Below are 17,113 nucleotides of genomic sequence, written 5' to 3' on the forward strand. Positions count from 1 at the left end.
TGCGCCCGGCGCGCCCGGTGCGCTCGGTGCGCTCGGTGCGCCACCCTCAGACCGCCGGCGCGTGCCACATCCCCCGCCGGTGGTAGCGGGGTTCCCACAGCAGCCTGTTGAGTACGCGTACCGGCATCGGCATCCGGTCCAGGAACCGGTTGCGGTCGTCGCCTCCCATACCGTCCACGATCCACGGCACGTACACCGCCGCCCCCTTCATGCCCTGCGCCTCGCGCATGGCGGCGCCGAACGCGCGCCAGTCGGCGGGCGGCAGCACGTCCTGGATCAGCGGCAGGGCGCTCTGCTCCTCGTGCTCCAGGTGCAGCACCAGCGTCTCGCGCAGCGCCTGGACCTGCTCCACCAGCAGGGGCGCGCCGTTGCGCAACGCGTCGTCGACGACGGCCAGCAGCGGGTCGAGCCGGCCGTGCTCCTCCTCCATCTCGGCCAGCAGCTGCAGACCCTCCGCCGCGCCGCCGAGCCGGGCCTCGACCCGCGGCCACAGGGCCGTGTCCTCGACGGTGTGGTGCAGCAGCAGCTGGGCCCTGAAGTTCTCCCAGCCCGCCCGGACCCGGGGGGTGTAGGCGGTGCCGGTCAGGGCCGCGGAGAGCAGGCGGTCCAGATCGCGGCGGAAGGCGTCGTGGGTGACGTACATCATCGTGAAGTCGATCTCGGGCATGTGGGTGCTCCTGTGGGGTGCGGGGGAGGGTGAGCCGTCGCCAAGTGGCTGTGCGCCGGCCGTCATACGTGCTCCGGTTCGGCCACCGGCAGGCCGTGCGCGTCGGCCGGCGGCCCGGTGTGGCGCCTGACGAACAGGCAGGCGGCGGCGCCGGCGAGGACGACGCCGATCGCGACGCCGATCGTCGGGCCCATGGCGTCCACGAAGTCCTGACCGTCCGGCGCGCCCCCGGCGGAGGCCAGCCCGGACTGCAGCACCGCGCCGATGACGGCGCCGGCCACCACCGAACCGACCTGCCGGAGGGAGTTGTTGACGCCGGACGCGGCGCCCGACAGCCGCGCCGGCACATGGCGCATGACCTCGGTGGCCATGGGTACGAACGTGCAGCCGGCGCCCAGTCCGACCAGCCCGAGCCCGGGGGCGACGTCCGTCCAGGTGGAGCCGGCCTCGGCGGCCAGCACGATCCACCACAGTCCCGCGGCCCAGGCCAGCAGCCCGCCCATCAGGATGTACTTGCCGCCGATCCGGTCCGTGAGCGCGCCCGCGGGACCGGCCGTCACCATCGAGCCGAGTGCCATGGGAAGCAGCACGAGGCCGGACTTCAGCGCGCTGAAGCCCAGCACGGACTGCAGATAGATGGTCAGCGGCAGCAGCATGCCGACGATGCCGAACGACACGGTCACACCGACGAAGTTGATGACGCTGAAGTTGCGGTCCCTGAACAGTGACAGGGGGAGGAGGGGTTCGTTGTCCTGCCGGCTGCGCTCGTAGCCGAGGAAGCCGGCCAGCAGCAGCGCGGCCGCGCCCAGCAGCGCCCAGATCCAGCCGTTCCAGTCGTAGCGCTCCCCCTCGATCAGGGCGTACGCTAGGCAGAACAGCGCGGCGGAGGCGACGGCCGTGCTCGGCAGGTCGAGGCGGTGGCGCACCGGGCGCTGACCGCCCGGGATGATCAGCACGGCGAGCAGCAGGACGAGGGCGCCCAGCGGCAGGTTCACGTAGAAGATCCACCGCCAGTCGAGCGAGTTGATGAGGGCTCCGCCGATGATCGGGCCGAGCGCCCCCGAGATGCCGGCGACGGCGCCCCAGACGCCCATGGCCTTGCCGCGCTTGTCCGGCGGGAAGACGTCCGCGATGATCGAGAGCGTCTGCGGCATCAGCAGGGCCGCGCCGAGGCCCTGCACCGCCCGGAACGCGATCAGCTGGGTCGCGTCCTGCGCCAGCCCGCAGGCCAGGCTGGCCAGCGTGAACAGCGCCACTCCGGCGGTGAACAGGTTCCGCTTGCCGCGCAGGTCGCCGAGGCGGCCCGCGGTGATCATCAGTACGGCGAGGGCGAGGGTGTAGGCGTTGACGACCCAGAGGATCTCGTCCAGGGAGGCGTCGAGGTCCTCGGTCATGTCGGGGATCGCGATGTTCACGATCGTGAGGTCCAGCAGGGTCATGAAGAACCCCAGCGACAGGGCGATCAGGATCGCCCAGGGGTTGCCGTGGAGCCGCCTCAGTCTGTTCAGCATGCGTCTTCTCTCCGGATCCGGCCGGGCCACTGGTGGTGTGCCCGGGCTTACGGAACCCAGGAGCGACGGGACGGTCCGGGGTGTGACAGCGGCCGCGGCGGATGAGACATGGACCACACGGCGGCCCACGACGTCACACTCCGGAGATCGGATCGCTCTTGCTCGTGAGTGCGGGAGCGGCCGGTGACGCCGCCCGGCGCCGCCGTACGGAGAGTCAGCCGCCGCCCGTGGCGGTGCGAAGCGAACGACCGGAGGGATGCCATGCCGGACAGCCCGGCGCCGGAGACGTCAGAGCCGACCGAGGTCTTCCTGGGCCATCGGGAGCTGCTGTTCTCGATCGTCTACAACATGCTCGGCAGCGTCGCCGACACCGAGGACGTCCTGCAGGAGACGTGGCTGTCCTGGGCCGGGCGGCGGCCCGGGACGATCACCAATCCGCGCGCCTACCTGGTGCGGATCGCCGTCAACCACGCCCTGGCCCGGCAGGCCGCCGTGCGCCGCCGCCGGGAGTCGTACGTCGGTCCGTGGCTGCCCGAGCCGCTGGCGACCGACGAGGCGCCGGACGCCGCCGAGCCGGCCCTGCGCGGCGAGTCGGTGGGGATGGCGCTGCTGGTGATCCTGGAGACCCTGACCCCGCTGGAGCGGGCGGTGTTCGTGCTCAACGAGGTGTTCGGCTACACGCACCCGGAGATCGCCGGGATGCTGGGCCGCACCCCCGCCGCGGTCCGCCAGCTCGCGCACCGCGCCCGCGGCCACGTGCACGCGCGCCGCCCGCGCTACCCGGCCCATCCCCGGGTGCAGGAGGAGGCCACGCGGCGGTTCGTGGAGGCCGCGCTGGGCGGTGACGTCGAGGCGCTGATGCGGATCCTCGCGCCCGACGTGACGGTGTGGACCGACGGCGGCGGCAAGGCCCGCGGCACGGCGCTGCGCCCGGTGCGCGGCCGCGAGAAGGTGACGCGGATACTCACGGGCTACGCGGGTCGCCGCCGGGAGGGCTTCGAGGTGCGGTACCGCACGGTCAACGGGGACCCGTCGGCGGTGGTGTTCGCCGACGACGCGCCGATCGCGGTCATGGTGATGGACCTGACCCCGGACGGCGAGCAGGTCTCCGACGTGTACATCGTGCGCAATCCCGACAAGCTCGGCGGACTGCGGGACGACGCGGCCTCCGGCGCACCGGACGCGGCACCGGACGAGGGGGGCGGACAGGGATGACAGCCCGCCGCGGGCCGGGCTAAACACGGCGCCGTCAGGCTCACTTCATCGGGGTAACTCCGGCCTCCGTACGCGTTGAACGGGGCGCACCGGCCAATGCTGTCCTCTGCACCCTCGCGAAGGAGAGCCCGCCCGATGACCGCTGAGACCAGCCCGGCAGCGCCGCCGGACCCGACCCGTCAGTCCAGCCTCGACACCGCGGCCGCCCGCAACCTCGCCACCACGACCAAGTCCGCCCCGCAGATGCAGGGGAAGTCCTCCCGGTGGCTGCTGCGGGCACTGCCCTGGGTGGAGGTCGGCGGAGGCACCTACCGGGTGAACCGCCGGCTGACCCACACCGTCGGAGACGGGGTCGTCGAGTTCGTCCAGGACGGCGGACGCGTCCGGGTCATCCCCCGGGAACTCGGCGAACTGGCCCTGCTGCGCGGCTTCGACGACCTCGAGGTGCTGACCGCGATCGCCGACCGGTGCGTCCAGCGCGACTTCCGCGCCGGCGAGGTGCTGGCCGAGCGCGGCGCGCCCGCCGAGCAGATCCATCTGATCGCCCACGGCCGGATCGGCCAGACCGCCGCCGGCAAGTACGGCGAGGAGGTCCACGGCCCGGTACTCGCCGACGGCGACCGGTTCGGTGAGAGCGCCCTGATGGACGCCGACGCCGTCTACGACCACACCGCCGTCGCCGAGACCGCCGGCACCCAGCTCACCCTGTCCCGCGCCGACTTCGCCGCCGTACTGGCCGCCGCACCCGGCCTCCAGGCGCACCTCGAACAGCTCCGCTCGGTGCCCCGCCCCCGGCAGAACCGCCACGGCGAGGCGGACATCGCGATGTCCGCCGGCCACGCCGGAGAAGTGGAGCTGCCGAGCACGTTCGTGGACTACGAGCTCCATCCGCGCGAGTACGAACTCTCCGTCGCGCAGACCGTGCTGCGCGTCCACACCAGGGTCGCGGACCTCTACAGCGAGCCGATGAACCAGACCGAGGAGCAGCTCAGGCTCACCGTCGAGGCGCTGCGCGAGCGCCAGGAGCACGAGCTGGTCAACAACCGGGAGTTCGGTCTGCTCCACAACGCCGCGTTCAAACAGCGGATCCAGACCCACTCCGGCCCGCCCACCCCGGACGACCTGGACGAGCTGCTCTGCCGGCGCCGCGGCACCAAGGTCTTCCTCGCCCACCCCCGGACGATCGCGGCGATCGGCCGGGAGTTCAACGCCCGCGGGCTCTATCCGGCCCACGTCGACCTCGGCGGACAGCAGGTCCCGGCCTGGCGGGGGGTCCCCATCCTGCCCTGCAACAAGATCCCCATCGGCAGGGACAGCACCAGTTCGATCCTCGCCATGCGCACCGGCGAGGACAACGAGGGCGTCGTCGGCCTGCGCCGGACCGGGCTGCCCGACGAGTACGAGCCGGGGCTGTCGGTGCGCTTCATGGGCATCAGCGAGCAGGCGATCACCTCGTACCTGGTCAGCACCTACTACTCCGCCGCCATCCTGGTCCCGGACGCGCTCGGCGTACTGGAGAACGTGCAGATCGCCCGCAGGCGCGACTAGGGGAGAGCCAGGGATGCCCGAGCCAGACGAACTCATCGCGCAGGACCCCGCCGAGCAGCGGCAGCCTGCCCAGGCCCTCGCCCAGCTCCTGTCCGGCCCCACCGGCCTCGGCACGGCAAGCCTGCACCTGGCCCCGCGGGCCCGTCCGCCGGTCGAGGAGCCCGGCGCACCCGAGCCGGGCGACCCGGTCCCGGGCCTCTACCACCACCCGGTGGCGGAACCCGACCCGGCCCGGGTCGCGGAGGTCGGCCGCAGGATCAAGACCTGGGCGGTCGACGAGGTCCAGGCGTATCCCCCGGAGTGGGAGGACCAGTTCGACGGCTTCTCTGTCGGCCGCTACATGGTCGCCTGCCATCCGGACGCCCCCACCGACGACCACCTGATGATCGCCGCCCGGCTGATGGTCGCCGAGAACGTGCTGGACGACCGCTACTGCGAGGACCACGGCGGATCGCCCGTCGGCCTCGGCGGCCGGCTCCTGCTGGCGCACACGGCTCTCGATCCGCTGCACACCACGCAGGAGTACGAGCCCGCGTGGGCCGGGTCGCTCCGGTCGGACGCCCCCCGGCGCGCGTACAGCTCCGCCATGGCGTACTTCCTCCACGCGGCCACCCCCTCCCAGGCGGACCGGTACCGGCACGACATGGCCCGGCTGCACCTCGGCTACCTCGCGGAGGCCGCCTGGGCGCAGACGGACCACATGCCCGAGGTGTGGGAGTACCTGGCGATGCGCCAGTTCAACAACTTCCGCCCCTGTCCCACCATCACCGACACCGTCGGCGGCTACGAACTCCCCGCGGACCTGCAGGCCCAGCCGGCCATGCAGCGGGTCATCGCCCTCGCCGGCAACGCCACCACCATCGTCAACGACCTGTACTCCTACACCAAGGAGCTGGCCGGTCCCGGCCGGCACCTGAACCTGCCCGTGGTGATCGCCGACCGCGAGGGCCTCTCCGACCGGGAGGCGTACCTGAAGGCCGTCGAGGTCCACAACGAGCTGATGCACGGGTTCGAAGCCGAGGCCGCCGCCCTGGCCGCCGCCTGCCCCGCCCCGGCCGTGCTGCGCTTCCTGCGGGGAGTGGCCGTATGGCTCGACGGCAACCACTACTGGCACCGGACCAACACCTACCGCTACAGCCTGCCCGACTTCTGGTAAGGACGGATCTTTCTGTGAGCACCACCGAGCACGCCGCCATCGCCGAGCCCACCACCGCCCGCAACGCCTCCGCCGTGGTCCCCGCCCCGGCGTCGCCCTACCAGGGGGACATCGCCCGCTACTGGGACCAGGAGGCCAGGCCCGTGAACCTGCGGCTCGGCGACGTCGACGGGCTCTACCACCATCACTACGGCATCGGCGACGTGGACCGCGCGGCCCTGGGCGCGGCCTCCGACAGCGAGTACGAGAAGAGGCTGATCGCCGAACTGCACCGCCTCGAATCGGCGCAGGCCGAGGTCCTCCTGGACCATCTGGGCGCCGTCGGCGCCGGCGACACGGTCGTGGACGCGGGCTGCGGCCGGGGCGGCTCGATGGTCATGGCGCACCAGCGGTTCGGCTGCTCAGTCGAGGGCGTCACCCTCTCCGCCAAGCAGGCCGACTTCGCCAACGGCCGCGCCCGCGACCTGCGGATCGAGGACCGCGTCCGGGCCCGCGTGTGCAACATGCTCGACATGCCCTTCGGGACGGGGCAGGCCGCCGCGTCGTGGAACAACGAGTCGAGCATGTACGTCGATCTGCCCGACCTCTTCGCGGAGCACTCCCGGATCCTGCGGGCCGGCGGCCGCTACGTGACCATCACCGGCTGCTGGAACCCGCGTTACGGCCAGCCCTCGAAGTGGGTCTCCCAGATCAACGCGCACTTCGAGTGCAACATCCACTCCCGCCGCGAGTACCTGCGCGCCATGGCCGACAACCGCCTCGTGCCGAACGCGGTCGTCGACCTGACCGCCGCGACCCTGCCCTACTGGGAGCTGAGGGCCACGTCGTCCCTGGTCACCGGGATCGAGGAGGCGTTCATCAACTCGTACCGGGACGGGTCCTTCCAGTACCTCCTGATCGCCGCCGACCGCGTCTGATCCGGCGGCCGGTGCTCACGCGCGCGGGCCACCGGCGCTCACGCCGGACGGGGGCTGGACGGGGCGAGGCTCCGCTCCAGCCCCCGCCGGACCGCGAGCGTGGCGATCAGTCAGCGCGCCACGCGGTAGCGGAGGTACGCGACCTGCGACGTCAGAGCCCGGGTCTCCACGAGGGCGAGATCCACCCGGCGCTCATCCCGCGGGAAGTACGGAATGCCACCGCCGACCAGCACCGGATACACGACGGTCCGGTACTCGTCGATCAGACCAAGTGCGGACGCCTCGGCGGCGAGCGTCGCGCCGCCGATCGCGATCTCGCCCTCTCCCGGCTCGGCCCGCAACCGCTCGATCTCCTCCGCCAGTCCGCCGGACGCGAGGCGGGCGCTGCCCTGCACCGCCGCCAGCGTGCGGGAGAACACCACCTTGGGCAGCGGGTTCCACAACGAGATCCACTCGCGCTGCGCGTCGTCGAGCCCGGGATCCTGGGCGGCGGTCTCCCAGTACAGCATCGTCTCGTACAGCCGCCGCCCCATCACGTGGACGCCGACCCCCCGGATCTCCTCGATCCAGAAACGGAAGACGTCGTCGTCGGGCTCCGACCAGTTGAAGTCGCCGTCCGGTCCGACGATGTAGCCGTCCAGTGAGACGTTCATCGAATAGGTCACGCTGCGCATTGGGCCTCCTCCTCGGTCAGGGCTATCGACAGTACGACCGCCGAAGGCCGCGGAACTGATCGCGACTCGCGGGGTTCCCCGGCCGGTCGACCGGCGAGGCTACCGCGCGAGGCGGTTCGCGCTGCCGGGTCGACGCCCTTCGCCCTTGTCGTATCGTCCGGCGATCGCTCGTTTCGCCGGATGCGGTGATGTCGCGCGGTTGACCGGTGTGGTCCTGCGGGGGAGTTGTACGCGGGACCTAGCGTGATCGCGTTGCGGCGCGCTGGGCCGCCTGGCGAGGGGGCTCATGAGCGTGTGGCAGGCGGTCTTCTGGGGTGCGGTGTCCTCCGCCACGCTGTATCTGGGGCAGGCCCTCGCCAAGCCCATGGCCGGCGCTGCCCGGGCCACCGGCCTGGTCATGGCGTTCGGCGCCGGCACCCTGCTCAGCGCCGTGGCGTACGAACTGATCCCGGCGTCGAACTTCGGCGACGGCCTGAAGATCGGGGCCGGGGTGCTGCTGGGCGCCGCGGTGTACCTGGTCTGCGACGCCGTGATCGACCGCCGCGGCGGCACCGACCGGCAGCGCATCGCGGACGCCTCCGCGGGCGGTTCCGGCGCGGCGATGTTCCTGGGCGCCCTGCTCGACGGCGTACCCGAGGCCTTCATCCTCGGTCTGGGACTCGCCCTCGGCGGCGCCGTCAACCTGGCCTTCCTCGTCGCCATCGCCGTCTCCAACATCCCCCAGGGGATCGCCGGCACGGCCAGCCTCCGGGCGGCCGGGTACAGCGGGCGCACCGTCTTCACGATGTGGACCTGGCTGACGGTCGGCTGCGCCGCCACCGCGGGCGTCGGCTATGTGTTCGCGGACCAGTTGCCGGCGCAGGGGGTGTACGCGGAGGCGTTCGCGGCGGGGGCGGTGCTGACCATGCTGACCGACTCGATGATGCCGGAGTCCTTCCGCCATGGCGGCCGGCTCGCGGGCCTGGCCACCGTCGTGGGCTATCTGACCGCCGCGGCACTCACCTTCGCCCAGTAGGCGCGGCGTGCGGTGACGCTGTGGCGCCGGAGCCCCACGACGGGCTGCTCCGGCGCCGGAGCGGTACGCCGTCAGGCCAGGGTGAGCGTCAGCACCGCGGAGTACGCGCCGGGCGGCGTGAACCGCGGCACGTCCACCGACAGACCGGCGTCGACCGTGAACTCCCCGCCCGTGAAGGGCCCGTCGGCGGCCGACGCCAGAGTCGCCCCCGAGCCGCCGACCGGCCCGGGCGACCCCGGCACGCATACGCTGGGGCTGCCCGGCGCGGCCGCGCAGGCCGGTGTCCAGCTCAGCCTCCCGGCGTCGATGCTTGCCGTGCCCGGCCCGGCGAAGTCGGTGACGCTGCCGGTCAGGGACCACCCCGTCGTACCGCCGCGGTAGTCCTTGACGGTGACCGTCCGCAGACCGCCCGTGGACGGGCCGCCGGTGCCGAAGTCGACCGGCGAGAACGTGACGGTGTCCCCGGCCTGGGTCATGGACAGGGCGCCGTCCGTGACGGACGCGTCGACGCGCTGGCTCAGCGGCGGCACTTCGGCGATGAGGCGGTACGCGGCCGGGCCCGCACCCTTCGCCGGATCCCAGGCCGTGCCCTCGAACGCGACGATGCCGACGGTCGCCGGGTCGTTGATCCGGGGCCGGAAGGTGAAGGTGCCCGTGGACGTGGACTTGGCGGTGATGCGGTCCGCCGTCGGCACGGCGCCGTTCCAGCCGGCCACCGTGACGTCGGCACCCGGGCTGAAGCCGGCGCCCGTGACGGTCACGCGCTCTCCGGCCTTCCCGAAGGCGGCGCTGAGGGTGATGGCCCGGGTGTTGACCGGGTCCCCGCCGTCCGTCGCGGTGACCGTCCCGGAGACGGGGGCGGGCGGGTCGGTCACCGTGCACGGGGTGTCCAGCTCGAGGAGGTAGCTGGTGTGGATGTTGTAGTCGCCGGGCGACAGCCTGATCTCGCCCGGCGCGGTGACCGTGAAGGTGCCGGTCATCTCGAACGGCGGGAACGCCCCGAGGCCCGGCACCGGCGCGTTCTTCCTCGGGCCGGCGACGGTGAGGGAGCCGGTCTGGGCCCCGGTCAGCGTGACCGTGCCGGTGGGCGTCATGATGTCGGCGGGCAGCGCGACGTCGACCGGATTGCCGGCCGCCGGGCTGAGCACCTTGTACGTCACCGTGACGGTGTCGCCCACCTCGGGCGCGGGGTCGTCGACGGTGATCTCGGCGGTCGTGGTGCCGTCGATGGGCGGGAGACCGGCGATGGCCGGCGGTACGCAGTGCGTCGGGAAGTCGACCGCCACCGACGCGGTCCCGTACGCGGCGGCGGAGGGGGCGAGGAGCCCACCCCCGGCAAGCGGAAGGGCGACCACCCCCAGCACCGCGGTCCAACGGCGTCGCCGGCCGGTGCGTCTGCGCCCCGGTGAACGCGGGATTGCCATGTTCGCCCCCTCCTGCGGGTGGGGGCACAGCGGCTCACGGGTCCGGCTGTGCCCACGGGCGGCCATTGACGATCGCCGGGTGAAAGAAGTCAAGACAGCCGAAACGACGGATCTGATGAAGCGTCAGATTGCCCGGTCGAACCCGCCCCACATGCTCACCGAATGACAAAACACCAGCTGGCGGCAGCCGCGTGCCACCTGCACGGCCTCCGACGGGGGGTCCCCGAGGCCCCGCTACTCCGCGATGCCCCGCGTCAGCACCACCACCGTGACGAACCGGCGGAACAGCCGCAGCGGGTCCTCGTCCGTCAGATGGACGACCGTCGCCTCGTCGCTGTCGCGTTCCACGCCCTCGATCCAGTGTGCCATCTCCGCGAGGTCGGGGTTGCGGAAGCGGACCGTCAGGGTGGCCGGGAGGGTGATCTGCGGCGGCCGGGCGTGCTCCAGGGTCTCCACCGCCGTGCGCGCGGCCTGCTCGATGACGGCGCAGGCGTCGTCGGGGTGCAGGCTGTCGGCGGCGAAGCGGTTGAGGGACTCCTTCACCACCGCGGTGGCGACGCCCGGGCTGTACGGCCTCATCTCCTCGGCGGTGGCGCGGTCGCCGGTGATGAGTACGACCGGGACACCCACTCCCAGGGCGGCCAGGGAGTTGATGCCGCTCTCCCCGGCGATCACGCCGTTCAGCCGCACCTCGCTGATGGCCAGGGGGTTGTAGGTGTGCGACAGCGCCGCCCCCGGGCACGACATCGAGCCGTGGTAGGAGACGAAGAAGACCCCGTCGAAGGTCTCGTCCAGACCCTGCATCATGTACAGCGGCTTGTGCCGCCCGGACAGGTACCGGGCCCGGCCGGCGAGCTGCTCGGGGCGCAGATTGGCCATCCGGCCGTGCGAGTCGTTCACGAGGAACCGCCGCGCTCCGCCGGCCTGCGCGCCGGTGATCGCCGCGTTGACCTCGCGCTGCAGTAGACCGCGGTAGTGCTCGTAGTCGCCCGCACCGGGCCGGCACTGGTCCCAGTCCACGACGCCCGCCGTGCCCTCCATGTCGGAGGAGATGAAGATCTTCATGCTCTGCGCTCCCTGCCTAGACCCCGGGCCGCCGTCATGGCCAACCACGATCGCGTGCCTACGACGCCGACCGGCAGGTTACGTCCCGAACCCCCGGATCCCGAGACGCGGGGTCCGGGACGTGCGGTCAGCCCGGGGCGGTGCGTCCTGGAGTGGATCAGTCGCCCCGAGGGCAGACCCTAACTCTCCCTCGCCGTCGCTCAGTTACGGCGAAGGGGGGACCGGCCGCCCGCCTGGGCGCTGGTTATAGTGGCCGCGGGTGGAGTGTCGGAGGGCGGGGGCATGTCGGCGGAGGTCGGGAATTTCGATCGGCTGCTCGAGCCGTTCCGGACGGAGCTGCTGGCGTACTGCTACCGGATGCTCGGCTCGGCCCATGACGCGGAGGACCTGGTCCAGGACACGTTCCTGAGGGCGTGGCGGGCACGGGAGCAGTACGACGAGACGCGCGCCTCTCTGCGCACCTGGCTGTACCGGATCGCGACGAACGTCTGCCTGACGGCCTTGGACGTCCGCGGCCGCCGGCCGCTGCCGTCGGGGCTGGTGGCGGCCTCCGACCCGCTCGGGCCACTGGTGCGGGGCGAGAACGCCGTCTGGCTGCAGCCGTTGCCGGACGCGTTGCTGGACGCGGGTGATCCGGCCGCTGCCGCGGTCGACCGCAGCAGTCTGCGGTTGGCGTTCGCCGCCGCCCTGCAGCACCTGTCGGCGCGTCAGCGCGGCGTGCTGATCCTGCGTGACGTGCTCGGCTTCTCCGCGTCCGAGGCGGCCCAGATCCTCGGCGCCACCGTCGCCTCGGTGAACAGTTCCCTGCATCGGGCGCGTACCCGGGTGCAGGACGTCGAGGCCCGGCCGGAACGCCTCGCCGAGCCGTCCGCGGCCGAGCAGCGCGCCTGGGTCGAGCGGTACATGAAGGCGTTCGAGCGGGCCGACGTCGAGGGCCTCAAGCGGCTGCTGACCGAGGACGTCATCATGGAGATGCCGCCGATGATCAACTGGTTCGCCGGCCCGGACAACTACGGCCTGTTCATGGAGTGGGTCTTCCAGGCGGCCGGAACAAACTGGCGTCTGGCCGCGGTCGCGGCCAACGGCCAGCACGGGTTCGCCGCCTACCGACGCGTCGGCGACCACTACGAGCTGCACACCCTGCAGATCTTCACCGTCACCGCCGAGGGCATCAGCCGCAACTCGGTGTTCCAGGACTCCGAGGTCTTCGCCTCCTTCGGTCTGGCCACCGCACTGGACCCCGGAGAATTCCCGGCCGCGGACGCGAACAGTTCCGGCCCGGCCGCCGGTATGTACTGACGAGTTCGCCGGAGCGCCCGGCGAACCGCTCATAAGGGAGACCTTCGATGTCAGACAACCGCGCGGCAGACACGGCCGCCATCCAGGCCGTTCTGGTCGCCTCCTACAAGGCCTGGGAGGCCGGCGACGCCGACGCCATGGTCGCCGACTACACCGCGGACGCGACCGCCATCATGACCGGCTCACTGCGCGACAGCCGCGACGCCATCCGCGCCAGCATGGCCCTGGCCTTCGACGGACCCCTCAAGGACACCTCGACCCACAACAAGCAGCTCAGCCTGCGCTTCGTGGGCCAGGACGCCGCGATCGTCATCAGCGAATCCGGCATCCTGTTCCCCGGCCAGACCGAGGTACCGGACGCGGCCAAGGTGAACGCGACCTGGGTCCTCGAGAAGCGAGCCGGCCAGTGGCGGATCGCCGCCTACCACAACAGCCCAGTGCAGGCGCCCGGGAACTGAGCCCCTTGCCATAACCGATTGAAGACCACGTGAAGCCTCTGAAGGAGAAGGCCCCAGCACGAGGCCGACGACACAGGGGCTTCACGCCATCGCCTCACGACCACCGGTCGGCCCCGCCGCAAACCAAAAGCGCGGATCGTGACCGATGAGTCACAACCCGCGTCTGATGTGTGCGTAAGAACGTGTCCGAGGGGGGACTTGAACCCCCACGCCCGATAAAGGGCACTAGCACCTCAAGCTAGCGCGTCTGCCATTCCGCCACCCGGACCTGGGTCGCCGCCCCGGAGCCCTGCTCCCTGGCGACGCGGTAAACCATAGCAAAGGAATCCGGGTGTGGATCACCAGCCCTTGGGCTCCGCGTGGGCGGGAGGCAGGATGGGGGCGTACCAGCGATTCCAGGAGGCAGTGTGAGCCAGACGGCGGAGCCGGGCCGTGCCGTGCGCGGCGAGGACGAGGTCGTGGAGCTGTGCCGCGATCTGATCAGGATCGACACCAGCAACTACGGCGACCACTCGGGGCCGGGCGAGCGGACCGCCGCCGAGTACGTCGCGGAGAAACTGGCCGAGGTGGGGCTGGAGCCCCAGATCTTCGAGTCGCACCCGGGGCGCGCCTCCACCGTCGCCCGGATCGAGGGCGAGGACCCGTCGCGGCCCGCGCTCCTCATCCACGGGCACACGGACGTCGTGCCCGCGAACGCGGCGGACTGGACGTACGACCCCTTCTCCGGCGAGATCGCCGACGGATGCGTTTGGGGGCGCGGCGCGGTCGACATGAAGGACATGGACGCCATGACCCTCGCCGTCGTACGCGACCGGCTGCGGTCGGGGCGTAAGCCGCCGCGCGACATCGTGCTGGCCTTCCTCGCCGACGAGGAGGCGGGCGGCACCTACGGGGCGCGGCATCTGGTGGACAACCACCCCGATCTCTTCGAGGGCGTGACCGAGGCGATCGGCGAGGTCGGCGGGTTCTCCTTCACCGTCAACGAGGACGTGCGGCTCTACCTCATCGAGACCGCCCAGAAGGGCATGCACTGGATGCGGCTCACCGTCGACGGGACGGCCGGCCACGGGTCCATGACCAACAACGACAACGCCATCACCGAGCTGAGCGAGGCCGTCGCCCGCCTCGGCCGGCACAAGTTCCCGGTGCGGCTGACCAAGTCGGTACGGGGCTTCCTCGACGAACTGGGCGACGCGCTCGGCGTCGAGCTCGACCCCGAGGACATGGACGCCACCCTCGCCAAGCTGGGCGGCATCGCCCGGATCATCGGCGCCACCCTGCGCAACACCGCCGCGCCCACCATGCTCGGCGCCGGCTACAAGGTGAACGTCATCCCCGGGCAGGCCACCGCGCACGTCGACGGAAGGTTCCTGCCGGGGTACGAGGAGGAGTTCCTGGCGGACCTCGACCGCATCCTCGGCCCGCGCGTCAGGCGCGAGGACGTGCACGCCGACAAGGCGCTGGAGACGAGCTTCGACGGGGCGCTGGTGGAGGCCATGTCCGCCGCGCTGCGGGCGGAGGACCCGATCGCCCGGGCCGTGCCGTACTGCCTGTCGGGCGGGACGGACGCGAAGTCCTTCGACGATCTGGGCATCCGGTGCTTCGGCTTCGCGCCGCTCAAACTGCCGCCGGAGCTGGACTTCGCCGGGATGTTCCACGGCGTGGACGAGCGGGTGCCGGTCGACGGGCTGCAGTTCGGGGTGCGGGTGCTGGACCGCTTCCTCGACGCCTGCTGACCCCGCCTGACCGTGCTTCGCGGGGGGCGTGTGCGCACCAGGCCGCGCCCCTCGCAGAGAGTAATCGGATGCTCGTACGTAAACGGACTGGATTGGGTGAATACCACCATAGGCTCGTAGCTTGATTGGTCCTTCTTCGTTTCTCCAGGGTGCAGTCCGCGGCTGGGACTGCACCGTCAACGAGGAGGAACAATGATCAAGAAGGTTGTCGCTACCGCGGCCGCCACTGGTGGCCTGGTGCTCGCGGGTGCGGGCCTGGCGACCGCCCACTCCGGTGCTCAGGGTGCCGCCGTGCACTCCCCGGGCGTCGTGTCCGGCAACGTCATCCAGGCGCCGATCCACGTCCCGGTGAACGTCTGCGGGAACACCATCAACGTCATCGGGCTGCTGAACCCCGCCTTCGGCAACACCTGCGTCAACAAGTGACGTTGTGCCTGAACCCGTGAGGGTCTGACCTGGCCGGCCCCGGAGTGCACAGTCGTACTCCGGGGCCGGCCGGGTATCCGGCGGCCGGACAGCGAACCGGCCGCACTCCAGCAAGGTAAGTAAGGCAGGGAACAACCCATGCGACATGTCGCAAGGAAGAGCCTGATCACGGTGGCGGCCGCGGGCGGCGTGCTGGCCGTGACGGGCGGAGCCGCGCTCGCGGACTCCGGTGCCGACGGCACCGCCTCGAACTCGCCGGGCGTCGGCTCCGGCAACGTCGTGCAGGTGCCTGTCAGCGTTCCGGTCAACGTCTGCGGCAACACCGTGAACGTGATCGGTCTGCTCAACCCCGCGAGCGGCAACGAGTGCACCAACAGCAGCGGCGGCAAGACCGCCGGCGGCGGGGCGAGCGCCGAGGGCAAGACCAAGGGATCGCCCGGCGTCGGCTCCGGCAACACCGTGCAGGTGCCCGTCGACGTCCCCGTGAACGTCTGCGGGAACACGGTCAGCGTCGTCGGTATCGGCAACGCGGCGACGGACAACGCGTGCGAGAACAAGTCGCACGGCCACAAGAAGCCGCCGACCCCCGAGTACCCGCCGGAGAACCCGCCCGGCAACCCCCCGGGGAACCCGCCCGGCAAGCCGGGGACGCCGGACAAGCCGAAGACCCCGGACACCCCCGACACGCCTGGCGACGAGACGCCGAAGCCCAAGCCCGAGCCGCAGACCGGGCGCTCCGGCAAGCCCGTGGGTGAGCTCGCGCAGACCGGTGGCGGTTCCGCTCTCGGCGTGGCGCTGCCCGCCGCCGGCGGACTCCTGCTCGCCGGCACCGTGCTCTACCGGCGTGCCCGCGCGGCGGCCTGATCCGCCGACGGGATGCCACCAGCGCACGCCCGTGGGGCGGGCCGCCCTGTCCGGCGGCCCGCCCCACGGCACGTCACCAGGTCGCTCTGACCTGGCGGATGATCCTTCGTCGCAGCCGCACCTTGCGGCTGCCGTCCGGGAACAGACGCAGCCGGTGCAACTCCCAGTGTCCGTACTCGGCGTGGTCGGTCAGCAGGCGGGTCGCCGCGTTGCGGGAAACCCCGCGCGGCACGTACACATCACGAAACTCGTATTCCGGCATCGCATCCATTGTGCGGAATGGGCCCCAGTACGGATAGCGTCTGCACTATGTCTGATGCTGCGCAGCCAGCCGCTGCCGAGGTACGCGCCGCCGCGGAGGCGTTGAAAGCCGCGATCGACCGCCATCTGGCGGCCGTCGAGGAACGTTCGGGGGACAACGACCCCCAGGTCACAGACGCCTTCGAGGCGCTGGCCGCGGCAGCCGAGGCGTACGACGAGGTGCTCTACGACGTCCACGACGAGGTCACGCCCTTCGAGATCCCGGGCAGCGACCAGTTGCCGGCCTACGCCGGGCCCGACGAACCGCGCGGGCTGAGCGTCCTGATCCGGCGGGACTACGCCGTGGTCGACACCCACCGGCTGCTCGCCCAGGCGCAGCGCATCGCCGAGCTCGATCCGGACGCGGCGGAGTCCGACTCCGCGGACGCGGCGGGAGTCGTGGGCAGCAACCTCACCGCGGCCGTCGGGGTGCTGTTCGGCGAGTACGAACCCGACGAGATCGCCGCCCGGCATCTGGAGTTCGGCCTGGCCGAGGGCGACTCCACGGTCTGGGTGGTCGCGGAGGAGGAGCCCTCGGATCCGGGGGAGTGGCTCTCGGCGCCCTTCGACCAGGCGGATCCGGAGCAGGTGATCTGCAGGTTCGACGTGAGCGCGGCGTTCGACGAGGAACTCGAGCTCGACGAGGAGGACCTCGACGAGGAGGACGAGGACGAGGACGAGATGGACCTCCTCGACGGGGACGACGACGAGCTGGAGACCATCGACCGGTGACCGCCCGCCGAGGCGGAACCGACCGGTGACCGCCCGGCATGGCGGCACAGCGGCCTGGACCACGTCCGGGCCGGCACAGGGGCCCGGACGTGCGTCCGGGCCCCTT

Annotated in this window: 16 protein-coding genes, 1 tRNA gene and 1 pseudogene; 11 read left to right on the forward strand and 7 right to left on the reverse strand. The window is 71.7% G+C overall.

The window, feature by feature from the left end:
• Window positions 1–46: 46 nt before the first annotated feature.
• Window positions 47–667 (reverse strand): hemerythrin domain-containing protein, encoded by a 621-nt coding sequence (locus AB0M28_RS02710; RefSeq protein ID WP_365396541.1) that lies wholly within the window; start codon window positions 665–667, stop codon window positions 47–49.
• Window positions 668–729: 62 nt separating this feature from the next.
• Complete coding sequence (locus tag AB0M28_RS02715; RefSeq protein ID WP_365396544.1) at window positions 730–2,178, reverse strand: MFS transporter; 1,449 nt, start codon at window positions 2,176–2,178, stop codon at window positions 730–732.
• Window positions 2,179–2,439: 261 nt separating this feature from the next.
• Between AB0M28_RS02715 and sigJ the strand changes: the two genes are divergently transcribed.
• The 4 genes and pseudogenes from sigJ (at window position 2,440) to AB0M28_RS02735 (ending at window position 7,014) form a co-directional block, all read left to right on the forward strand.
• On the forward strand, window positions 2,440–3,393 hold the full coding sequence (gene sigJ, locus AB0M28_RS02720) for an RNA polymerase sigma factor SigJ (RefSeq protein ID WP_365396547.1): 954 nt from the start codon (window positions 2,440–2,442) through the stop codon (window positions 3,391–3,393).
• Between the two features lie 135 nt (window positions 3,394–3,528).
• Window positions 3,529–4,941: a family 2B encapsulin nanocompartment shell protein gene (locus AB0M28_RS02725; protein ID WP_365396550.1), complete on the forward strand. Its 1,413-nt coding sequence runs from the start codon at window positions 3,529–3,531 to the stop codon at window positions 4,939–4,941.
• Window positions 4,942–5,017: 76 nt separating this feature from the next.
• Window positions 5,018–6,097, forward strand: a pseudogene (locus AB0M28_RS02730) (family 2 encapsulin nanocompartment cargo protein terpene cyclase); the annotation flags it as partial.
• Window positions 6,098–6,111: 14 nt separating this feature from the next.
• A complete protein-coding gene (locus tag AB0M28_RS02735; protein ID WP_365396553.1) occupies window positions 6,112–7,014 on the forward strand; it encodes a geranyl diphosphate 2-C-methyltransferase in 903 nt (300 codons plus the stop codon).
• Between the two features lie 110 nt (window positions 7,015–7,124).
• Here the strand turns inward: AB0M28_RS02735 and AB0M28_RS02740 are convergent, their stop codons facing one another.
• A complete protein-coding gene (locus AB0M28_RS02740) occupies window positions 7,125–7,688 on the reverse strand; it encodes a dihydrofolate reductase family protein (protein WP_365396556.1) in 564 nt (187 codons plus the stop codon).
• Window positions 7,689–7,974: 286 nt separating this feature from the next.
• Between AB0M28_RS02740 and AB0M28_RS02745 the strand changes: the two genes are divergently transcribed.
• Entirely contained in the window at window positions 7,975–8,703 is a 729-nt protein-coding gene (locus AB0M28_RS02745) for a hypothetical protein (protein ID WP_365396559.1), read from the forward strand.
• Window positions 8,704–8,774: 71 nt separating this feature from the next.
• Here AB0M28_RS02745 and AB0M28_RS02750 read toward each other — a convergent pair whose 3' ends face one another.
• A complete protein-coding gene (locus AB0M28_RS02750) occupies window positions 8,775–10,127 on the reverse strand; it encodes a beta-xylosidase (RefSeq protein WP_365396562.1) in 1,353 nt (450 codons plus the stop codon).
• Window positions 10,128–10,361: 234 nt separating this feature from the next.
• Complete coding sequence (locus tag AB0M28_RS02755; protein WP_365396565.1) at window positions 10,362–11,192, reverse strand: M55 family metallopeptidase; 831 nt, start codon at window positions 11,190–11,192, stop codon at window positions 10,362–10,364.
• Window positions 11,193–11,474: 282 nt separating this feature from the next.
• Here AB0M28_RS02755 and AB0M28_RS02760 point away from each other — a divergent pair, with 282 nt between their 5' ends.
• Window positions 11,475–12,491 carry a sigma-70 family RNA polymerase sigma factor gene (locus AB0M28_RS02760; RefSeq protein WP_365396567.1) on the forward strand — a complete coding sequence of 339 codons (1,017 nt, stop codon included), beginning with the start codon at window positions 11,475–11,477 and terminating at the stop codon, window positions 12,489–12,491.
• 47 nt (window positions 12,492–12,538) lie between these two features.
• Entirely contained in the window at window positions 12,539–12,949 is a 411-nt protein-coding gene (locus AB0M28_RS02765; RefSeq protein ID WP_365396570.1) for an SgcJ/EcaC family oxidoreductase, read from the forward strand.
• A 183-nt stretch (window positions 12,950–13,132) separates the two neighbouring features.
• On the opposite strand, the gene AB0M28_RS02770 is transcribed toward AB0M28_RS02765, so the two are convergent.
• Window positions 13,133–13,217: transfer RNA gene (locus AB0M28_RS02770), tRNA-Leu, on the reverse strand.
• Window positions 13,218–13,356: 139 nt separating this feature from the next.
• Here AB0M28_RS02770 and AB0M28_RS02775 point away from each other — a divergent pair.
• From AB0M28_RS02775 to AB0M28_RS02785, 3 genes are all read left to right on the forward strand, one after another.
• Window positions 13,357–14,685: a M20/M25/M40 family metallo-hydrolase gene (locus tag AB0M28_RS02775; protein ID WP_365396573.1), complete on the forward strand. Its 1,329-nt coding sequence runs from the start codon at window positions 13,357–13,359 to the stop codon at window positions 14,683–14,685.
• A gap of 192 nt (window positions 14,686–14,877) precedes the next feature.
• Entirely contained in the window at window positions 14,878–15,111 is a 234-nt protein-coding gene (locus AB0M28_RS02780) for a chaplin (protein WP_365396576.1), read from the forward strand.
• A gap of 138 nt (window positions 15,112–15,249) precedes the next feature.
• Window positions 15,250–15,975, forward strand: coding sequence for a chaplin (locus tag AB0M28_RS02785; RefSeq protein WP_365396579.1), 726 nt, complete (start codon window positions 15,250–15,252; stop codon window positions 15,973–15,975).
• Between the two features lie 73 nt (window positions 15,976–16,048).
• Here AB0M28_RS02785 and AB0M28_RS02790 read toward each other — a convergent pair whose 3' ends face one another.
• Window positions 16,049–16,237: a DUF5703 family protein gene (locus tag AB0M28_RS02790; protein WP_365396581.1), complete on the reverse strand. Its 189-nt coding sequence runs from the start codon at window positions 16,235–16,237 to the stop codon at window positions 16,049–16,051.
• A gap of 47 nt (window positions 16,238–16,284) precedes the next feature.
• On the opposite strand from AB0M28_RS02790, the gene AB0M28_RS02795 reads away from it, so the two are divergent.
• Complete coding sequence (locus AB0M28_RS02795; protein WP_365396584.1) at window positions 16,285–17,007, forward strand: hypothetical protein; 723 nt, start codon at window positions 16,285–16,287, stop codon at window positions 17,005–17,007.
• The last annotated feature ends 106 nt before the right edge of the window (window positions 17,008–17,113 follow it).

The organism is Streptomyces sp. NPDC051940 (genome assembly GCF_040680895.1).
Taxonomy (GTDB): Bacteria; Actinomycetota; Actinomycetes; order Streptomycetales; family Streptomycetaceae; genus Streptomyces.